Origin of the sequence: Streptomyces sp. NPDC093591, from assembly GCF_044764885.1 — a bacterium.
Lineage (GTDB): Bacteria > Actinomycetota > Actinomycetes > Streptomycetales > Streptomycetaceae > Streptomyces.
This window is the reverse complement of record NZ_JBIWIY010000002.1, coordinates 387,637-407,123: the sequence shown is the minus strand read 5'-3', so window position 1 is coordinate 407,123 and position 19,487 is coordinate 387,637. Positions and strand designations below refer to the sequence as shown.

The 19,487-nt window shown below is 69.5% G+C and carries 13 protein-coding genes and 1 pseudogene; 7 read left to right on the top strand and 7 right to left on the bottom strand.

All coding sequences use genetic code 11. The features are described 5' to 3' along the window. Nucleotides 1-27: 27 nt before the first annotated feature. The gene (locus tag ACIREI_RS05225; RefSeq protein ID WP_403327514.1) at nucleotides 28-2,088 is read right to left on the bottom strand and encodes a carbohydrate-binding module family 20 domain-containing protein; all 2,061 of its coding nucleotides are present in this window, start codon (nucleotides 2,086-2,088) and stop codon (nucleotides 28-30) included. Nucleotides 2,089-2,299: 211 nt separating this feature from the next. On the opposite strand from ACIREI_RS05225, the gene ACIREI_RS05220 reads away from it, so the two are divergent. Beyond that, nucleotides 2,300-3,682, top strand: a complete 1,383-nt coding sequence (locus ACIREI_RS05220; protein ID WP_403327513.1) for an alpha-amylase family protein — start codon at nucleotides 2,300-2,302, stop codon at nucleotides 3,680-3,682. A 29-nt stretch (nucleotides 3,683-3,711) separates the two neighbouring features. On the opposite strand, the gene ACIREI_RS05215 is transcribed toward ACIREI_RS05220, so the two are convergent. The 4 genes from ACIREI_RS05215 to ACIREI_RS05200 are packed head-to-tail and all read right to left on the bottom strand — an operon-like array spanning nucleotide 3,712 to nucleotide 7,027. Further along, nucleotides 3,712-4,170 carry a S26 family signal peptidase gene (locus ACIREI_RS05215; RefSeq protein WP_403327511.1) on the bottom strand — a complete coding sequence of 153 codons (459 nt, stop codon included), beginning with the start codon at nucleotides 4,168-4,170 and terminating at the stop codon, nucleotides 3,712-3,714. Then, nucleotides 4,167-5,966 carry an ABC transporter ATP-binding protein gene (locus ACIREI_RS05210; protein ID WP_403327509.1) on the bottom strand — a complete coding sequence of 600 codons (1,800 nt, stop codon included), beginning with the start codon at nucleotides 5,964-5,966 and terminating at the stop codon, nucleotides 4,167-4,169. Before ACIREI_RS05210 ends, ACIREI_RS05215 begins: the two co-directional genes overlap by 4 nt. Then, the gene (locus ACIREI_RS05205) at nucleotides 5,963-6,499 is read right to left on the bottom strand and encodes a TlpA family protein disulfide reductase (protein WP_403327507.1); all 537 of its coding nucleotides are present in this window, start codon (nucleotides 6,497-6,499) and stop codon (nucleotides 5,963-5,965) included. Before ACIREI_RS05205 ends, ACIREI_RS05210 begins: the two co-directional genes overlap by 4 nt. A 9-nt stretch (nucleotides 6,500-6,508) precedes the next feature. Further along, nucleotides 6,509-7,027 (bottom strand): MauE/DoxX family redox-associated membrane protein, encoded by a 519-nt coding sequence (locus tag ACIREI_RS05200; RefSeq protein WP_403327505.1) that lies wholly within the window; start codon nucleotides 7,025-7,027, stop codon nucleotides 6,509-6,511. A 167-nt stretch (nucleotides 7,028-7,194) separates the two neighbouring features. Here ACIREI_RS05200 and ACIREI_RS05195 point away from each other — a divergent pair, with 167 nt between their 5' ends. Then, nucleotides 7,195-7,401, top strand: coding sequence for a hypothetical protein (locus tag ACIREI_RS05195; RefSeq protein ID WP_403327503.1), 207 nt, complete (start codon nucleotides 7,195-7,197; stop codon nucleotides 7,399-7,401). 60 nt (nucleotides 7,402-7,461) lie between these two features. Here the strand turns inward: ACIREI_RS05195 and ACIREI_RS05190 are convergent, their stop codons facing one another. Then, nucleotides 7,462-8,214, bottom strand: coding sequence for a BTAD domain-containing putative transcriptional regulator (locus ACIREI_RS05190; RefSeq protein ID WP_403327501.1), 753 nt, complete (start codon nucleotides 8,212-8,214; stop codon nucleotides 7,462-7,464). Nucleotides 8,215-8,434: 220 nt separating this feature from the next. Here ACIREI_RS05190 and ACIREI_RS05185 point away from each other — a divergent pair, with 220 nt between their 5' ends. The 5 genes and pseudogenes from ACIREI_RS05185 to ACIREI_RS05165 all read left to right on the top strand — a co-directional run bounded on the left by ACIREI_RS05185 (nucleotide 8,435) and on the right by ACIREI_RS05165 (nucleotide 18,646). Then, nucleotides 8,435-9,835, top strand: coding sequence for a glycoside hydrolase family 30 beta sandwich domain-containing protein (locus ACIREI_RS05185; RefSeq protein WP_403327499.1), 1,401 nt, complete (start codon nucleotides 8,435-8,437; stop codon nucleotides 9,833-9,835). Between the two features lie 80 nt (nucleotides 9,836-9,915). Next, nucleotides 9,916-10,890 (top strand): annotated as a pseudogene (locus tag ACIREI_RS05180) (non-reducing end alpha-L-arabinofuranosidase family hydrolase); the annotation flags it as partial. Nucleotides 10,891-10,994: 104 nt separating this feature from the next. Then, nucleotides 10,995-16,409, top strand: a complete 5,415-nt coding sequence (gene pulA / locus ACIREI_RS05175) for a pullulanase-type alpha-1,6-glucosidase (RefSeq protein WP_403327498.1) — start codon at nucleotides 10,995-10,997, stop codon at nucleotides 16,407-16,409. A gap of 73 nt (nucleotides 16,410-16,482) precedes the next feature. Next, nucleotides 16,483-18,252, top strand: coding sequence for a SpoIIE family protein phosphatase (locus ACIREI_RS05170; protein WP_403327496.1), 1,770 nt, complete (start codon nucleotides 16,483-16,485; stop codon nucleotides 18,250-18,252). A gap of 31 nt (nucleotides 18,253-18,283) precedes the next feature. Beyond that, nucleotides 18,284-18,646 (top strand): 5-carboxymethyl-2-hydroxymuconate Delta-isomerase, encoded by a 363-nt coding sequence (locus ACIREI_RS05165; RefSeq protein WP_403327494.1) that lies wholly within the window; start codon nucleotides 18,284-18,286, stop codon nucleotides 18,644-18,646. Between the two features lie 99 nt (nucleotides 18,647-18,745). Here the strand turns inward: ACIREI_RS05165 and ACIREI_RS05160 are convergent, their stop codons facing one another. Further along, nucleotides 18,746-19,435: a TetR/AcrR family transcriptional regulator gene (locus tag ACIREI_RS05160; protein ID WP_403327492.1), complete on the bottom strand. Its 690-nt coding sequence runs from the start codon at nucleotides 19,433-19,435 to the stop codon at nucleotides 18,746-18,748. Between the last annotated feature and the right edge of the window lie 52 nt (nucleotides 19,436-19,487).

The following is a 19,487-nucleotide window of genomic DNA, read 5'->3' as shown; positions in this document are numbered from 1 at the left end:
CGAGCGGCCCCTCCGGTCAGGCAGGTTTCAATTCCAGGTGTCGCTCGCGGTGTAGCCCGACGAACCGCCCGTCGAGTACGCGCGGTTCGTGCCGGACTCCCAGGTCACGTTCCCGGAACTGTCCTTCTTGATGTACTTGTACTCGAAGGACGCGCTCTTCGGCACGATCACCGACTTGCTCCACGTCGGGTACGAGGCCGACGAGAGCGGGATCGCGTCGCTGGTGTTCCAGGAGCCGAGCGAGGCGATCGAGCCGACCACGTAGACGTTGGTGCCCAGCGTGGTCGTGGCGTTGACGTTGAAGGTGACGTCGGTGGCGTTGGCGGTCGCCACGTTCCAGGCGCTGTTGACGGCGAGTGCCGAAGTCGTCGTGGCTGCCGTCCTGTTGGCGTTGGACTCCCAGGTCACGTTGCCGGAGCTGTCCTTCTTGATGAACTTGAACTCGAACGACGTGTTGACCGGCAGGCTCACCGCACCCGACCAGACCGGGTAGCCGGAGGACGACAGCTTCACCGCCTTCGATGTGTCCCAGCTGCCCAGCGCCGCGAGGGAGCCGACGACGTGGACGTCCTGGCCGGACGTCGTCGCCGCGTACTCGTTGAACGTCGCCGTGACCGTCGACGTCGAGTCGTCGTCATCGTCCTCGCACGTTGTGCACGGCGTGAACTCACCGTCGTAGAAGGCGATCGCGCTCTTCGCGGGGATCGTCAGGGTCGCGTTGCCGCCCGACACCGTCACCGTCGTCGCGCCGTTGTCCGTCACGTTCGCGTACGTGCCGTCCGCCATGCCCGTCGCGAAGGTGTACGTCGCCGCCGACGAGCCGTTGTTGATCGCCACGTAGCCCGCGGTGCCCCGCCCGAAGCCGATCACGCTCGACGACTTCGTGGACCAGTTGGTCACCGACTCGGAGCCCACCGCGTTGTGCCACTTCACCATGCCGCTGATGGCGGTGTCCCGCTGGAGGCAGTACCAGCCGCCGGCGCAGTTCGTGTCCGTCACGAAGCCGGAGGAGTTCGGCGGGGCCTGGTCCGAGGAGGAGAACTCGAAGCCCGAGTAGACCGTCGGCGTCGACCACTTGTAGGCGAGCTGGAAGATGTTCGCCAGCCGGTACGTGTCGCCGTCCTTGTAGCTCATGTGCAGGCCGTTGCGCTCGGTGTCGTGGTTCGTCACGAAGGACACCGAGTTCGCCGGGGTCAGCACACCGGACGAGGACAGCGACTCCAGGTCGCTCACATTGCCCTGGAACGCCGACTTCAGCTTGCTCGCGTAGGTGAAGTCGAGGACGTCACCGGCGGAGTAGTAGTCGGAGGCCGTCGGCGTCGAACCCGGGTACACCTCCTGGAAGATGTACGGCTCCGCACCCGAGGCCGTGTTGTCGAGCTTCGACCGGATCGCGTTGAGGTCGGCGACCGGCATGTGCTTCGCCGCGTCGATCCGGAAACCGTCCACGCCGAGTGCGATCTGCTTGTTCAGGTAGGCCGCGATGCCGGAGCGGACGTCGTCGTCCTCCGTCTCCAGGTCCGGCAGACCCAGCAGTTCGCAGTTCTGGATCTCGTTGAGGTTCGACCAGTCGTCGATGATCAGGTCGGAGTCCGAGCACTCCGCCGACGTGTGGAAGTCGTCCGGGTCCCAGTCGGGGGTGTCGTACTTGTTGGTGATCGTGGTGCCGTTGTAGCCGGTGCCGGTCTGGGCCGCGGTGTGGTTGATCACCGCGTCCGTATACACCTTCACACCCGCGTCATGGCAGGCGTCCACCATCGAGGCGAACTGCGTCGCCGTCCCGAAGCGGCCGTTGAGGTCGTAGGAGTAGGGCTGGTAGACGTCCCACCAGTAGTAGTTGGTCTGCTTCAGGGACTCGGCCGGCGGGGCCACCCACACCGCGCCGTAGCCGTTCGGTCCGAGCACGTCCGTGCACTCGGAGGCGACCGAGTCCCAGTTGTAGGACCAGAGGTTGGCGATCACATCGCCCGAGGTGGTGGCGTCGGCCTGGGCGGTTGCGGCGGGCAGGGCGGTCACGTCGGCGAGTACCAGGGCGCCGACCGCCATGGCTCTTGTGGTGCGGCCCAGTACGCCCGGTCTGACGGTCATCTGCGGCTCCGGGAAGGGGAGGGGGCTGAAGTCGATCAAACGTCAGGGTTTCAACAACTGGTGAGACTGGGGCAGTTGAGAGGCCGCGTCAAGACAGGTTGTGAAAGTTCTTTCTGTGAGTTTCAAGCCTCTTGCTGTAAACCTTTCGTCAGGGGTACGTTCACGCCGACGTCGGGCAAGGGTGCCTGGCCGTCACGCAAGGAGCCCCCACGTGATATCGAGATGGTCCACCAGCGCATCCGTCACCGCGCTCGCCGCAGCCGCGGCCCTCATCGCCCCCACGACCACCGCCCACGCCTCCCCGCCCGGCACCAAGGACGTCACCGCCGTCCTCTTCGAGTGGAACTTCGCCTCGGTCGCCAAGGAGTGCACCAACACCCTCGGCCCCGCCGGTTACGGCTACGTCCAGGTGTCCCCGCCCGCCGAGCACATCCAGGGCTCGCAGTGGTGGACGTCGTACCAGCCCGTCAGCTACAGGATCGCCGGGCGCCTCGGTGACGCCACCGCCTTCAAGAGCATGGTCGACACGTGTCACTCGGCCGGTGTGAAGGTGGTCGTCGACACCGTGATCAACCACATGTCCGCGGGCAGCGGCACCGGCACCGGCGGCTCGTCGTACACCAAGTACAACTACCCCGGCCTGTACTCCTCCCCCGACTTCGACGACTGCACCGCGACGATCAGCGACTACACCAACCGCGGGAACGTCCAGAACTGCGAACTCGTCGGCCTCGCCGACCTGGACACCGGTGAGGGGTACGTCCGTTCCGCCATCGCCGGCTACATGAACACCCTGCTCGGCTACGGCGTCGACGGCTTCCGCATCGACGCGGCCAAGCACATCCCGGCCACCGACCTCGCCAACATCAAGTCGCGGCTCTCCAACACCTCCGTGTACTGGAAGCAGGAGGCCATCTACGGCAGCGGAGAGGCCGTCCAGCCCACCGAGTACACGGGCAACGGGGACGTGCAGGAGTTCCGTTACGCGTACGACCTCAAGCGGGTCTTCAACAACGAGAACCTCGCCTACCTGAAGAACTACGGTGAGGGCTGGGGGTACATGAGCAGCTCGGTCGCCGGTGTCTTCGTCGACAACCACGACACCGAGCGCAACGGCTCCACCCTCAACTACAAGGACGGCGCCAACTACACCCTGGCCAACGTCTTCATGCTCGCCTACCCGTACGGCGCCCCGGACATCAACTCGGGCTACGAATGGTCCTCCACCGACGCCGGACCGCCCAACGGCGGCTCTGTCACCGCCTGTTGGCAGGACGGCTGGAAGTGCCAGCACAACTGGCCGGAGATCAAGTCCATGGTCGCCTTCCGCAACGCCACGCGCGGCGAGTCGGTCACCAACTGGTGGGACAACGGCGCCGACGCCATCGCCTTCGGCCGCGGCAGCAAGGGCTACGTCGCCATCAACCACGAGTCGAGCAGCCTGAGCCGCACCTACCAGACGTCCCTCGCCGCCGGGACGTACTGCAACGTGCAGAACAACACGACCGTGACCGTGAACTCCAGCGGTCAGTTCACCGCCACCCTGGGCGCCAACACCGCCCTGGCGATCTACGCGGGCAAGTCCAGCTGCTGAGCCGACCGCACCGACACCCGGACCTCACTTCAGGGGTCCGGGTGTTCCCCTTGGCGCCGCACGGTGCGCAGCGCGACGGCGACCACCCGGTCCAGCGGGAAATAGCCGATCTCCCGTGAGTCCACGCTCTCTGCGAGATTGTCGCCGAGCACCACCGCCACGCCGGGCGGCACGATGCCGGCGCCCAGGCGCTCGCGGGCGGCGGCCGGGACGGGCTGGCCGGGGAGGGCGGCGAGCCGTTTGATCATCAGATGCCGGGAGCGCTCGGGCCACGACCAGGACTGCCAGTCCGCGCCGGGGTCCGGCTTCTCCACGACGACTATCTGCCCGGCGCGCAGCCGCCGCGCCGGGACCCGCCGGCCGATCAGGACGTCCCCGCCGTACAGCGTGGGCCGCATGCTGACGCCCTTCACCGTGATCACCAGGGTGCGGCGGCGGACGTACAGCAGGGCGGCGGCCGCGCCGCACGCGAGGAGCGCGGCGATCACCGCGCGTACCCCGCCGCCTGGCGCCGGAACAGCCCCGCGTACCGGCCGTTCGCCGCGAGCAGCTCCGCGTGTCCGCCCCGCTCGGTGACCGTACCGCCCTGCAGCACCACGATCAGGTCGGCCTCGCGCGCGCTGCCGAGCCGGTGCGAGATCAACAGGCTGGTACGGCCCCGGCGGTGGCGCCGGATCGCCTCGTGGACCTGGTGCTCGGCCTCCGGATCGAGGCCCGACGTCGGCTCGTCGAGGATCAGCAGATCGGGGTCGTCGCGGAGCAGGGCGCGGGCCAGGGCGACCCGCTGCCACTGGCCGCCGGACAGCTCGACGCCGTCCTCCTCGCCGAAGGACCGGGTCAGCAGCGTGTCGTAGCCGCGGGGGAGTGCGGCCAGCGTGTCGTGGATGCCGGCCGCCCGGGCGGCATCGGTGACCTGGTCGGCCTTGTCGAGCTGCCCGAGCGCGATGTTCTCGGCGGCCGTCATGTCGTACCGCACGAAGTCCTGGAACACCGCCCCGATACGGCGGCGCAGTTCCGCCGGGTCGAAGTGGCGGATGTCGGTGCCGTCCCACAGGACGCTGCCGCGCGTCGGGTCGTAGAACCGGCAGAGCAGTTTGACCAGGGTGCTCTTGCCGGCGCCGTTGTCGCCGACCAGGGCGAGGGTGCGGCCGTAGGGGATGGTGAGGCTCACCCCGCGCAGCACCCAGTCGTGCTGGTCGGAGTAGCGGAACCAGACGTCGCGCAGCTCGATGCCGCGCTTCAGCGGCTCGGCCGGGCGGGCCGGGGCGAGCACCGGCAGATCCGGGGGCGCCGTGAGCACGTCGAGGTAGTGGGCGAAGAGCAGCAGATGCTGACGGGCCACGGCGGCCGCGGCCGCGATGCCGGTCAGACCGCCCTGGACGGCGGCGATCGCCGAGATCAGTACGGCCAGGTCGCCGACGGTGAGCCTGCCGCGCGCGGCGGCGTGCACCCCCCAGACCAGGCTGCCGGCCGCGATGCCCGCCGACACGGCCGCGGGCAGCCCCTGGGCGGCGGCGGTGCGCAGTTCCATACGGCGGCGGGTGGCGTTGATGGCCGTACGGTCCCGGCGCATCCGCTCGCGCAGATGGCCGCCGGTCCCGAACAGCCGTATCTCCTTCGCCGCCTGCACACTGCCCAGCAGATGCGCGTAGAAGGACTCCCGGCGCTCCAGCGGAGTGGTGTGCAGCGTGGCCTCGGACCAGGCGCGCGCGAGCCGCAGTTCGGCGGCCAGCGCGGGCAGCGCGCCGAGGAGAACGGCCACCGCGAGCCACGGACTGATCAGCCACAGTGACGCCACGAACCCCGTGACGGTGACCGCCGACTGCGTCAGCGCCACCGCCGCACCCACCACCTGCACCGGGGTGTCCTGCCCGCACTGCTCCGCCAGCCGCAGCCGGTCGAGCCGGGCCGGGTCCTCGAAGCGGGCGAGCCCGGTGAAGCCGTTGACCTTGGCGTAGAGCCGGTCCTGCGCCAACAGGCCGACTCTGCGTCCGAGTTCACCGCACAGCAGCCGGTCGACATGGGGCAGCACGGCGGCGCTCACCCCGACGGCGGCCAGCAGCGCCGCCGGGACCCCGATCGCCGGGGCGGTCCCGTGCGCGCCGGCCAGCCGGTCCAGGACATCACGGGTCAGCCAGGCGGCCGCGACCGGCAGCGCGGCGGTGAGCAGCGCGGTCAGGACGAGGCCCAGCAGCGGGAGCGGCGCGGCACGCAGGGCGAGCCCGAGCACGGCCCGCACGGCGGCCACCCGGCCCCCGGGTTCCGCCGGTCCACGCGGCCTCATACCGTCACCGGAAGCGTCAGCTCGCGCAAGTCCCGGGCGAGCGCGGTGAGTTCGCCCGTCCCGCGCACCCGGCACACCACGGGGTACGCGTTCACCCCGAAGGCCGCCTCGACCGTACGGGCCAGGTCCCCGGTCACCACCGTGGCCACCGTGGAGAGCGCGTCCGTGTACGCCTCGGCGTTCTCCGTGCCGGGGACGACGACCGCGAGGACCTTCTCGACCGGCCGGCGGTTGTGGGCGAGGGTTTCGACGAAGTGCGGGAGAAGCTCCGCGCAGGGACCGCAGCCCGGTGAGAAGAACGCGACCACCGTGTCCTCCGGCAGGGTGCGGTCGGAGATCTCCCGGCCGTCTTCCGTCCGAATGCTGAATTCCTGAACGGCCGTCCCGAGACTCTCCGCGTCCGTCACCGGAAAGGGAAGGGCCGGTGTACTTCGCTTTTCCGACCGGAGTCTGCGGATGACCCCGTACGACAGGGTCAGATTCAGCAGACCCAGGGCGATCGCGAAGGTCACGGCGGCAGCGAGAACCGACATTGGAATTTCCTAACTCTGCGGTGCGAAAAGGTCGACGACATCGTCGAGACGGACCACCAGGCTCGCCGCGACCGCGCCGGTCAGCACGGCCAGCAGCACGCCGCCCGCCGCGGCGGAGCCCGGCCCGTTCGTGGCGAGGCCGGTCACGGCCACGGCGACGAGCACTCCGTTGCGGGCGAGATGACGCACCCCGAACGGCGTCGCCGCGGCGCCGAAACACGGGCAGGACGCCCGGGTGCCACGCCTCAGGACCAGCGCGATCGCGCCGGTGAACACCGCGAGCAGCAGGACGGCGAGCCCCAGCCCGGCCGCTGTCGTGGCCGGCGCCGCGAGCAGCACCGCCACCGCGGCCTCCGTGCCGACCACCGCCGCGGCCACCGGCCGCACCCATGCGCCGGGTACCACCTCCATGGCGCCCAGGCCCGCCGCGAACTCCCCGAAAGCCCGCCGCCCGCGCAGTTTCCCGAACGCCGACGCGGCGAAAACCACCCCGACGAATACCCGGCACACCACCGCCGCGTACACCATCGCGCCCCCACTTTCGACAAAACGCCTTTCCGTCGGACGATCGGGAACCCTAGGCGCCGCGTATACAGAGGACATACACACGCTTCGGCACCACCTCTATATGAGCCCCCCGTACTGTCCTGACCAATTCGGCCGCGACGGGTGGCCGATGAGGAAAGGAGACCGCCGTGCGGCACCTTCAGCGGCTCGCGGACGCCGTCGTGAACCGGCTCGCGCCCAAGGTCGAGGCGGACGCCACCTGGTGGACCCAGACCAAGTGCGCGAACGCCTGCAGCTCGTACCCGGCCTACCAGGCCAAGTACACCCGCCAGTGCTGGGACAGCACGGGTACGTGTACCAGCTGGACCAACACCGGCACGTGCTGCAGCTCCTGACGGAGTGACAGCCTCACGCCGAGCGTGAGCACGCCTCGCCCCATGCCCGGGGGCGGGGCGTCACGCCGTGGCACTCGGGGCCGCACCGCCCGTCAACTCCTCGTACAACAGGCGCAGTTCACGGTCCGGAGTGATGCCCAGCTCCGTCCGGTACGCCGCCGACGCGGTCCGGTACACCCGGCGCACCTCGCCCAGCTCGCCGAGCCGGTGATGCGCCCGCATCCGCAGCGCCCAGCTCCGGCCGCGCAGCGGTTCCGTGGTCAGCAGACCGGTCAGGTCGCGCAACGCGGCCCGCGGCTCACTCAGCCGCAGATGTGCCTCGGCCAGGTCCTCCACGACCCGCATCCGCTCCTCGTCCAGATGTGCCAGGGCGCCGAACAGCGGACCGTACCGCGGTATGCCGACCGCCGCCCGGTCCCCGTCCCACAGCGCGAGCGCCGAGTCGAGCAGCCGGATCGCCCGGTCCGCGTCGCCGGTGAGCAGCGCGGCCCGGCCCGCCGCCGAGGCGTCGAGGAACCGCAGATGGTCGCAGGAATCGACGGACGTGAGCAGGGCGTAGCCCCCGTCGCGGCCGACCAGTTGGGCGGTGCCCGCCAGCGCGGCACGCAACGCGCTCACATGGGTACGGATGTTGGCCACCGCCGATCGTGGCGGTTCGCCGTCCCACAGGGCCTCTTGCAGTGAGTCGAGCGAGACGGTGTGCCCGGGCTGCAGCAGCAGGGTCACCAGCAGCGCCCTGGGCTTGACCCCCCTGACGCCGGTCGCGCCGTCGTGCAGCCGCACCTGTCCGAGCAGATGGAACCTCGTCGTCACAGAGCCCCCTCAAGGTGATGATGTGGAGCGTGTGTCGCAAGAACCTGCTGCGTCAAGGGATTTGTTGCAAGTGCTTGCCGAATCTTGCGGAAACGCGGCTGAGTTCAGTGCGGCGCGGGAGGCGGGCGGGGTTGACGTGTCCCTGACGTCGTTCTACCTTCCGCCACGGATATGGGAGCGCTCCCATCCGCCTGGCGCTACCACAACCGATTGGCGGAACATGACACGCAAACTCAGGACATGGGCGCTGACGTCGTTATCGGTTCTGCTGACCGCGGCCGGCTTCACCGCGGCGGGCACCCCGAACGCCTATGCCGCCACCACGGCCACCATCAACGCCTCCACCACCTACCAGCCCATCGACGGCTTCGGCTTCTCCGAGCACTTCGGACGGGCCGACATCATGCGCGGCTCGCAGGGCTTACCGGCCCAGAAACAGCGCGAGATCCTCGACCTGCTGCTGAACCGCACCACCGGCGCCGGCCTCAGCATCCTGCGCCTCGGCATCGACTCGGGCATCCAGCCCACCGACCCCGGCGGCCCCAACGCCACCCCCAAGTACGTCTGGGACCGCCAGGACAAGGGCCAGGTGTGGCTCGCCCAGCAGGCCAAGGCGTACGGCGTCACCCGCTTCTTCGCCGACGCGTGGACCGCGCCCGGCTACATGAAGACCAACGGCACGGACGCGAACGGCGGCACCCTGTGCGGGCTGAGCGGCGCGTCCTGCGCGAGCGGCGACTGGCGCCGGGCGTACGCGAACTTCCTCGTCCAGTACGCCAGGTTCTACGGCCAGGAGGGCATCGGGATCACCGACCTCGGCTTCACCAACGAGCCCGACTGGACGGCGACGTACGACTCCATGCGGCTCACCCCCGCCCAGGCCGTCGAGTTCACCAAGGTCCTCGGGCCGGTCGCGACGGCGGCCGGGTACAAGGTGGCCTGCTGTGATTCCTTCGGCTGGAACCAGCAGAAGGCCTACACGAGTGCGATCGAGGCCGACGCCACGGCCCGGAACCACGTCACCACCCACACCGCTCACACCTACGCGAGCCCGGTCGACGCCCCGCTCCCGACCCAGAGGCGCACCTGGATGTCGGAGTGGTCGCCCAACGGCACCACCTGGAACGAGAACTGGGACGACGGCAGCGGCTACGACGGGTTCACGGTCGCCTCCGCCGTCCACGACGCCCTCACCAAGGGCAACACCAGCGGATACGTCTACTGGTACGGCGCCTCGGTCGGCGCCACGCGCGGCCTGATCCAGATGGACGGGGCGAACTATCACGTGTCCAAGCGGCTGTGGGCGATCGCCAACTACAGCCGCTTCATCCGGCCGGGGGCGACCCGTATCGGCGCGGCGACCCCGGACGCCAACCTCAGGCTGTCGGCCTTCCGCAACACCGACGGCACGGTGACCGTCGTGGCGCTCAACGCGGCCACCAGTGCCCAGCAGGTGTCGTACAGCCTGCGGAACACCGGCATCACGACCGGGACCGCGACGCCGTACCTCACCAACGGCTCCAGCAGCATGGCCCAGCAGGCGGCCGTCCCCGTGAGCGGGGGAGCGCTCACCGCGACGGTTCCGGCCCGTTCCCTCGTCACCTACACCATCAAGCGATAGGAGTCGCCATGCGTGTGACCAGAATGCTCGGGGTCCTGGCCGGCGCCCTCGCTCTGCTGCTCGGCGCCATGGCGTCACCGTCGGCCGCCGCACTGCCGAACAGCTTCCGGTGGAACTCCAGCGGGGTGCTGATCTCCCCGAAGTCGGACGCGAGCCACCAGCTCAGCGCGATCAAGGACCCGTCGGTCGTGTACCACAACGGCCGGTGGCACGTGTTCGCCAGCACCACGACCACCAACGGCACGTACAGCATGGTGTATCTGAACTTCGCCAGCTGGCAGGAGGCCGGTGCGGCGCAGCACCACTACCTGGACCGGACCGCGATCGGCGCCGGGTACAAGGCGGCGCCGCAGGTGTTCTGGTTCGCGCCGCACAAGCTCTGGTACCTCGTCTACCAGACCGGGGACAACGCGGCGTACTCGACCACGACGGACATCGCCAACCCCGCCTCGTGGACCGCGCCGAAGAAGATCTACGCGAACGGCATGCCGCAGATCATCAAGGACAACATCGGCAGTGGCTACTGGGTCGACTTCTGGAACATCTGCGACAGCTCCAAGTGCTACCTGTTCTCCTCCGACGACAACGGGCACCTGTACCGGTCGGAGACCACGGTGGCCAACTTCCCGAACGGCTTCACCAACACCGTCATCGCGCTGCAGGACGCCAACAAGTACCGCCTGTGGGAGGCGGCCAACGTCTACAAACTCAAGGACTCCGACAGCTACCTGCTGCTCAACGAGGCGATCGGCAGCAACGGCAAGCGGTACTTCCGCTCCTGGACGTCGAACAGCATCGCCGGCACCTGGACCCCGCTGGCCGACACGGAGTCCAACCCGTTCGCGCGGTCGAACAACGTCGCCTTCAGCGGCACCCCCTGGAGCCAGGACATCAGTCACGGCGAGATGGTCCGCCACTTCAACGACCAGTCCCTCACCATCAACCCGTGCCGGCTCCAGTTCCTCTACCAGGGCATGGACCCGGCGGCGAGCGGCCCCTACAACACCCTGCCCTGGCGCCTCGGCCTGCTGACGCAGACGAACTCTCCCTGCTGAAAGTTCTTTCCAGTGGTTTCAGAAGTCTTGCTGTAAACCTTTCGACGGCGATACGGTCACGCGGGGTCGGACCCAAGAGAGCCGCAATCGCAAGGAGTCCATCTGTGATATCGAGATGGCCGACGCCGTCGAGGCGCCGAACCGCCCATATCGGACGGGTCGCTGCGGTCGCCGTGACCGCGCTGGCCGCAGCACTCGTCCAGCCTCTCGCGGCGCGGGCGGACACTCCGCCTCCGCCGCCCTCCGACGCCGAGCTCGCCGCCGAGCCGGCCCGGCACGACGCCACCCGCGAGCAGTTCTACTTCGTCCTGCCGGACCGTTTCGCCAACGGCGACACGTCCAACGACAAGGGCGGCCTGACCGGCTCGCGCCTCGCCACCGGCTACGACCCCACCGACAAGGGGTTCTACCAGGGCGGCGACCTCAAGGGCCTGACCAAGAAGCTCGACTACATCAAGGGCCTCGGCACCACGTCCATCTGGATGGCGCCGATCTTCAAGAACCAGCCCGTGCAGGGGACGGGGAGCAACGCCTCCGCCGGCTACCACGGCTACTGGATCACCGACTTCACCCAGGTCGACCCGCACTTCGGCACCAACAAAGACCTCGAGACCCTCATCTCCAAGGCGCACGCCAAGGGCATGAAGGTCTACTTCGACGTCATCACCAACCACACCGCCGACGTCGTCGACTACGAGGAGAAGTCGTACGACTACCTCTCCAAGGGCGCCTTCCCGTACCTCACCAAGGACGGCAAGCCCTTCGACGACGCCGACTACGCGGACGGGAAGTCGAAGTTCCCCGCGGTCGACACCGATTCCTTCCCGCGCACCCCGACCGTCACCGCCGCGAAGAAGGACGTCAAGGTCCCGTCGTGGCTCAACGACCCGACGATGTACCACAACCGCGGCGACTCCACCTTCGCCGGTGAGAGCTCCACGCACGGCGACTTCGGCGGCCTCGACGACCTGTGGACCGAGCGTCCCGAGGTCGTCAGCGGCATGGAGAAGATCTACCAGCGCTGGGTCAGGGACTTCGACATCGACGGGTTCCGGATCGACACCGTGAAGCACGTCAACACGGAGTTCTGGACCCAGTGGGCCACGGCCCTGGACTCCTACGCCGCCAAGCGGGGCCGCGACGACTTCTTCATGTTCGGCGAGGTGTACTCCGCCGACACGAACATCACCGCCCCGTACGTCACCCAGGGCCGCCTCGACGCCACGCTCGACTTCCCCTTCCAGGAGGCGGCCCGCGGTTACGCCTCCCAGGGCGGCAGCGCGAAGAAGCTGGCCTCCGTCTTCGGCGACGACTACAAGTACACGACCGACAAGGCCAACGCCTACGAACAGGTCACCTTCCTCGGCAACCACGACATGGGCCGCATCGGGTACTTCCTGAACCAGGACAACCCGAAGGCGACCGACGCCGAACTGCTGAAGAAGGACCAGCTCGCCAACGAGCTGATGTTCCTCAGCCGCGGCAACCCGGTCGTCTACTACGGCGACGAGCAGGGCTTCACCGGCGCAGGCGGCGACAAGGACGCCCGCCAGACGATGTTCGCGTCCAGGACGGCCGACTACCTCGACGACGACCAGCTCGGCACCGACCGCACCCACGCGAGCGACGCCTACGACACCACCACGCCGCTGTACCGGCGGATCAGCGCGCTCGCCAAGCTCCGCAAGGCCAACCCGGCCCTCGCCGACGGAATCCAGACCGAGCGGTACACGGCCGACGGCGCCGGGATCTACGCCTTCTCCCGCACCGACGCGAGGACGGGCGTCGAGTACGTCGTCGCCTTCAACAACGCGGGCGAGGCCAAGACGGCGACCTTCGCGACCGGCTCGGCCGACATGGGCTTCGACGGGATCTATGGAACCGACCGCTACCTGAAGTCCGACGGCGACCGGAAGCTCACCGTCACCGTCCCCGCCGGATCCGCTGTCGTCTACAAGGCTTCCGGCAAGCTCCCCGCCCCCGCCACCGAGCCGACGCTCACCCTCAAGGCCCCGGCCGCCGGCGCCACCGGCACGGTGGAGATCGGCGCCGACGTCGACGGCGGACAGCTCAACCGCGTCGTCTTCGCCGCCCAGGTCGGAGGCGGCAAGTGGAAGACCCTGGGCTCCGCCGACCACGCCCCGTACAAGGTCACGCAGGCCATCGGCAAGGACGTACCGGCCGGTACAGCCTTGCGCTACAAGGCGGTCGTGATCGACTCCTCCGGCCGCACGGCGAGCGCGACGGCCGAGAGCACCACCGGCACCCCGCCCGCTCCCGAGATCCCCTCCGCCTCCTCCCGCGACTACGCGGTCGTCCACTACAAGCGCACGGACGGCGACTACGCGAACTGGGGGCTGTACGCCTGGGGCGACCTCGCCGACGGCGAGGCCACGAACTGGCCGGACAGCCACCCCTTCGTCGGCCGTGACGCCTACGGCGCCTTCGCCTACGTCAAGCTGAAGCCCGGCGCCTCGAACGTCGGCTTCCTCGTCATCGACAAGGACGGCAACAAGGACGTCTCCGCCGACCGCACGATCGACGTCACCAAGACCGGCGAGGTCTGGATCGAGCAGGGCAAGACGGACGTACGCACCGAGAGGCCGACGGCCGACTACCCGGCCCCGGACAAGACCAAGGCGACCCTCCACTACCACCGCGCCGACGGCAGCTACGACGGCTGGGGCCTGCACGTCTGGACGGGTGCCGCGAACCCCACCGACTGGTCGAACCCGCTGAAGCCGGTCAAGACTGATGCCTATGGCGCAGTCTTCGAGGTACCGCTCACCGACGGTGCGACCAGCCTCAGCTACATCCTCCACAAGGGCGACGAGAAGGACCTGCCCACCGACCAGTCGCTCGACCTCACGGCGAACGGCCATGAGGTGTGGCTGTTGAGCGGCCAGGAGAAGTACCTGCTCCCGCAGCCCGCGGGCTCCGCGGCCGCGCTCGACCTGAGCACCTCCAAGGCGGTCTGGATCGACCGGAACACGGTCGCCTGGAACGGCTCCGAGGGCGCCGCCTCCACCCAGCTGCTGTACAGCCGCGACGGCTCGATCGCCGTGAAGGACGGGGCGCTGACCAGCGACGACGAGCGCTGGCTGCGGCTGTCGAAGACCAGCCTCACCGACGCCCAGAAGGCGAAGTTCCCGCACCTGAAGGACTACACCGCCTGGTCCGTCGACCCGCGCGACCGCGACCGGGTCCGTGAGGCCCTCACCGGCCAGGTCGTCGCCTCCCAGCGGGCCGCGAACGGCGCCGTGCTCGCGGCGACCGGCGTCCAGATCGCCGGCGTACTCGACGACCTCCACCCCGGCGCGACCAAGGCCGACCTCGGGCCGACCTTCGACAAGAGCGGCCGGCCCACGCTGGCCGTGTGGGCGCCGACCGCGCAGAACGTCGCCCTGGAGCTCGACGGCTCCACGGTGCGGATGAAGCGTGACGCCGCCACCGGCGTCTGGTCCGTCACCGGCCCCAGGTCCTGGAAGGGCAAGCCCTACCGGTACGTCGTGCGGGTCTGGGCGCCCAGCGTCCAGAAGGTCGTCACCAACAAGGTCACCGACCCCTACTCCGTCGCCCTGACCACCGACTCCGAGCGCAGCCTCGTCGTCGACCTGGACGACAAGTCCCTGGCGCCGAGCGGCTGGTCCTCGTACACCAAGCCCAAGGCCGTACCGCTCAAGGACGCCCAGATCCAGGAGCTGCACATCCGGGACTTCTCGGTCGCCGACAAGACGGCCAAGGACCGGGGCACCTACCTCGCCTTCACCGACAAGGACAGCGACGGCTCCCAGCACCTGCGTGAGCTGGCGAAGTCGGGCACGTCGTACGTCCACCTCCTCCCCGCCTTCGACATCGCCACCATCCCCGAGAAGAAGTCCGACCAGGCGGTCACCGACTGCGACCTCGCCTCCTTCCCCGCCGACTCCGACAAGCAGCAGGAGTGCGTGGCGAAGATCGCCGCGAAGGACGCCTACAACTGGGGCTACGACCCGTACCACTACACGGTTCCCGAGGGCTCGTACGCCACCGACCCGGAGGGCACCGGCCGCACGGTCGAGTTCCGCGAGATGGTCAAGGCGCTGAACGACGACGGCCTGCGGGTCGTCATGGACGTCGTCTACAACCACACCGCGGCCAGCGGGCAGGCGCGGACGAGCGTCCTCGACCGGATCGTCCCCGGCTACTACCAGCGGCTCCTCGCCGACGGCTCGGTCGCCAACAGCACCTGCTGCTCCAACACGGCCACCGAGAACGCCATGATGGGCAAGCTGGTCGTCGACTCGATCGTCACCTGGGCCAAGGAGTACAAGGTCGACGGCTTCCGCTTCGATCTGATGGGCCACCACCCCAAGGCCAACATCCTGGCGGTCAGGAAGGCCCTGGACGCGCTGACCCTCGCCAAGGACGGCGTCGACGGCAAGAAGATCATCCTGTACGGCGAGGGCTGGAACTTCGGCGAGGTCGCCGACGACGCCCGCTTCACGCAGGCCACGCAGAAGAACATGGCGGGGACCGGCATCGCCACCTTCTCCGACCGCGCGCGTGACGCCGTACGCGGCGGCGGCCCCTTCGACGAGGACCCCGGCGTCCAGGGCTTCGCGTCCGGCCTGTACACCGACCCCAACTCCTCGACTGACAACGGCACTTCGGCCGAGCAGAAGGCCCGCCTGCTGCACTACCAGGACCTGATCAAGGTGGGTCTCTCCGGCAACCTCGCCAAGTACCGGTTCACCGACACCGACGGCAAGGAGGTCACCGGGGCCCAGGTCGACTACAACGGACAGCCCGCCGGGTACGCGGACGCGCCGGGCGACGCCCTCGCCTACGCCGACGCGCACGACAACGAGTCGCTGTTCGACGCGCTCGCCTTCAAGCTGCCGAAGGAGACGTCGGCCGCCGACCGGGCCCGCATGCAGGTCCTCGCCATGGCCACGGCCACCCTCTCGCAGGGCCCGGCCCTGTCCCAGGCCGGCACCGACCTGCTGCGCTCCAAGTCGCTGGACCGCAACTCCTACGACAGCGGCGACTGGTTCAACGCCATCCACTGGAACTGCGCCGACGGCAACGGCTTCGGACGGGGGCTGCCGATGGCGGCCGACAACCAGTCCAAGTGGCCATACGCCAAGCCCCTGTTGAGCACCGTCCAGGTCGGCTGCGGGCAGATCGAGGGCTCCTCGGCGGCGTACCAGGACCTGCTCAAGATCCGTACGACGGAGGGCGCGTTCTCCCTCGACACGGCCGACCAGGTGCAGTCGAAGCTGTCCTTCCCGCTGTCCGGCAAGGACGAGACGCCCGGCGTGATCACGATGCGCCTCGGTGACCTCGTCGTCGTCTTCAACGCGACGCCCGAGCAGCAGGAGCAGCGCGTCGCCTCGCTCGCCGGTGAGGGCTACCGGCTGCATCCGGTGCAGGCCTCAGGGGCGGACCCTATCGTCAAGTCCTCGTCCTACGAGGAGAAATCCGGCACGTTCGCCGTTCCGGGGCGCACTGTCGCCGTCTTCGCACGGGCGCTCTGACGCGGCGCTAACTTGAGTGGGGCGGACCCGGCCACGGGCCCGCCCCACTCACGTGTACCGAAGGCTGCGGACGATGGACGGTTACGGCAAGCAGTCCGGTACGACGGTGATGGTCGTCGACGACGTATCGGCCAGCCGCTACGCCATGGGCGCCGTGCTGCGTCGCGCGGGCCACGATGTCGTACCGGTCGCGAGCGCGGGCGAGGCGCTGAGCGAACTCGATCTGCGGCTGCGCGCGGGCGCCCTGCCCGACGTGGCCCTCGTGGACATCGGGCTGCCGGACATGAGCGGCTTCGAACTGTGCCGCCGGGTCAAGGCCCGCCCCTCCACGTCCGCGCTGCCCGTCGTCCACTTCTCGGCCACGGCCATGGAGGCGCGGGACCGGTGCCGGGGGCTCGACGCGGGCGCCGACGCCTATCTGACCGTGCCGGCCGAGCCCAGGGAGATCCAGGCCGTCGTCCGGTCCGCGGTGCGCAGGGCGCGCCGGCGCACCGCGGCCGAGGCGCTGGCGCACCGGCTGACGCTGCTGTCCGAGGCCATCGTCACCGTGCAGACGGCGCGCTGCCTGGGGGAGCTGGCCGACGCGGCCGCCGCGGGCGCGGCCCGGCTCAGCGGTACACCCGCCGTCGTCTTCGTCATCGGCCCGGACGGCGAACCCCACTGGGGCTGCTCCCCGAGCTCCCTCCACCTGCCCCGGAGCCACGGCTTCGCCCGCCCGGCGGGCACCCCGACCGCCCTGCCCGACACCGCCCCGCACGTCGCGGCGGCACGGCTGATCACCCGCATCGCGGAGAACCGCACCGGCCGGACCGGGGTCCACAGCACCGTCGTCCCCGCCTCCCTGTGGCCCGCCGGCTTCTTCCGGCCCGGCATGCGGGAGGACGCCCACCTGGTACTGGCATCGGGCCAGGAGGGCAAAGCCCAGGTGTGCATCGCCACGCCGGCGCAAGACCTGAGCGGCCCTCACGAAGTCAACCGGGGTTCGGCAGCGCCCTTCAGGGGCGCGGGGAACTGCGCGACCAGCCACGACGAACCCGCAGAAGACCGACGGCACAACGCGGCACCACCTATCGCGGCACTCCCCGCGGAGCGCTTGGCCCAGGCCACCGCCCTCGCCGCCGAACCGCTGCTGATGTACCAGGCGGAACGGGACATCGCCCTGACCCTGCAGCACAGCTTTCTGCCCCAGCCGTACCGGCTCCCCGCGCTGCCCGGCGTGGACGTCGTCGTCCGGTACGTCCCCGCCTCCCGGCAGGCCGAGATCGGCGGCGACTTCTACGCCGCCCTGCGCACCGAGGGCGGGGTGCTCACCGCCGTCGGGGACGTCGTCGGACACTCGCTGGACGCGGCCACGGTGATGGTCGAGATCCGGCACGCGCTGCGCGCCTACTGCGTCGAGGAGAGCGACCCCCGCGCGCTCGCGGCCCGGCTGGACCGGATGCTTCAGCACTACCACCCCGAGGTCACCGCCACGGTCTGCCTGGCCCTGGTCGACCCTGGGACCGGGCGCACCAGGATCGCCAACGCGGGCCACATTCCGCCGCTGATCGTGCGGGACGCGGGCGACGCCGAGTACGTCCCGGTGGACGGCCCGCTGCTCGGGCTCGGCCTCGACCGGCCCGAGCCCAGCGAGCTGGTCCTGGCCCGGGGGGACCGTCTCCTCATGGTCACCGACGGTCTCATCGAGACCCGCGGCATCGACCTCGCCACGTCCATGGAGCAGCTGCGCACGGCCGCCGCCGAGGCACCGGCCGGCCTCGACGCGCTGTGCGACACGCTGCTGGGCTGCTTCGGCCGGGGCCGGGAGGACGACATCGCGATGCTGGCGCTGCGGTTAGGGTGAGCCCAGATGCCGCCGCAGAACAGGAGTGTCCATGCCGCAGATCACCGTCGACTATTCCGGCGTACTGGCCCACGCCTTCGACCGGGAGGGATTCGCGCGGGCGCTCCACTCCGCCACCGTCGAGATCGCGGCGGCGAAGCCGGAGGCGTGCAAGACGCAGTTCCGGCGGAGCGAGTACACGGCGTTCGGCTACGAGGACCCCGATGAGCAGGGCCACGCGATCGTGCACGTCACGCTCGGACTGCTCGCCGGCCGCACCGAGGAGACGAAGGCGAAGCTGACCGAGGCCGTCCTGGAGCTGCTGCGGCAGCACGTGGAGGAGGACACGTTCGTCCTGCACGCCTCCGCCGAGGTGCGCGACCTCGACCCGTCCTACCGCAAGTTCGAACGCTAGGGCCCTTCTGATGGATCTCCGCGGCGTCGCGACGCCCGGCACGCCGAGAGCACGCACCGAACGTCGCTGCTTCTTCCACGGAGATCCGTCAGAAGGGCCCTAGGAAGCCAGCGAGATCAGCCGGCCGACCAGGTCGCTGAACGGACCGTCGGCCGGCTCCTCCTTCAGCATGCGGCGCAGCAGCTCGCCCATCTCGTCGTCATAGGCGGCGCTGACCGCGGCCAGCGCGGCGAAGTCGTGCACCAGCTGGGCCTCCAGCTCGGCGCGGGGGATGCGCCGCCCGTCCAGCCAGATCAGCGCCGTCGACTCGGCGAGCGAGATCCAGGAGCGGACGACCAGTTCCAGGCGCGCGGGCGGGTTCTCCACCTTCAGATGCGAAAGGATCTGGACATACGCGGCCTGCCGCACGGAGTCGATGAGCGCGTTCGTCGCCGTGGAGCCGACCGCCGGGCCGCCGCGCATCAGCGCCGAGAAACCGGGGCCGTGCTCCTCGACGAAATCGAAGTACCGGCGCATCACCCGCAGCAGCCGCGCCCCCAGCGGCCCCTCCTGCGGCTCGACGAAACGGGCCGCCAGTTCCTGTGCGGCACGCTTCAACGCGGCTTCGTACAGGCTGAGTTTGCCGGGGAAGTAGTGGTAGACCAGCGGACGGGAGATGCCCGCCGCCGACGCTATCTCGTCGATGGAGACATCGTCGGGCGAGCGCTGGCTGAACAGTTCGAGGGCGACGCCGATCAACTGCTGCCGCCGCTCCTCGACTCCCATTCTTCGGCGTACCCCGGTAGTCATGCGAACACCTTACCGATCGAATCCGGCCCCGAACGGACCGGATCGACCGCCG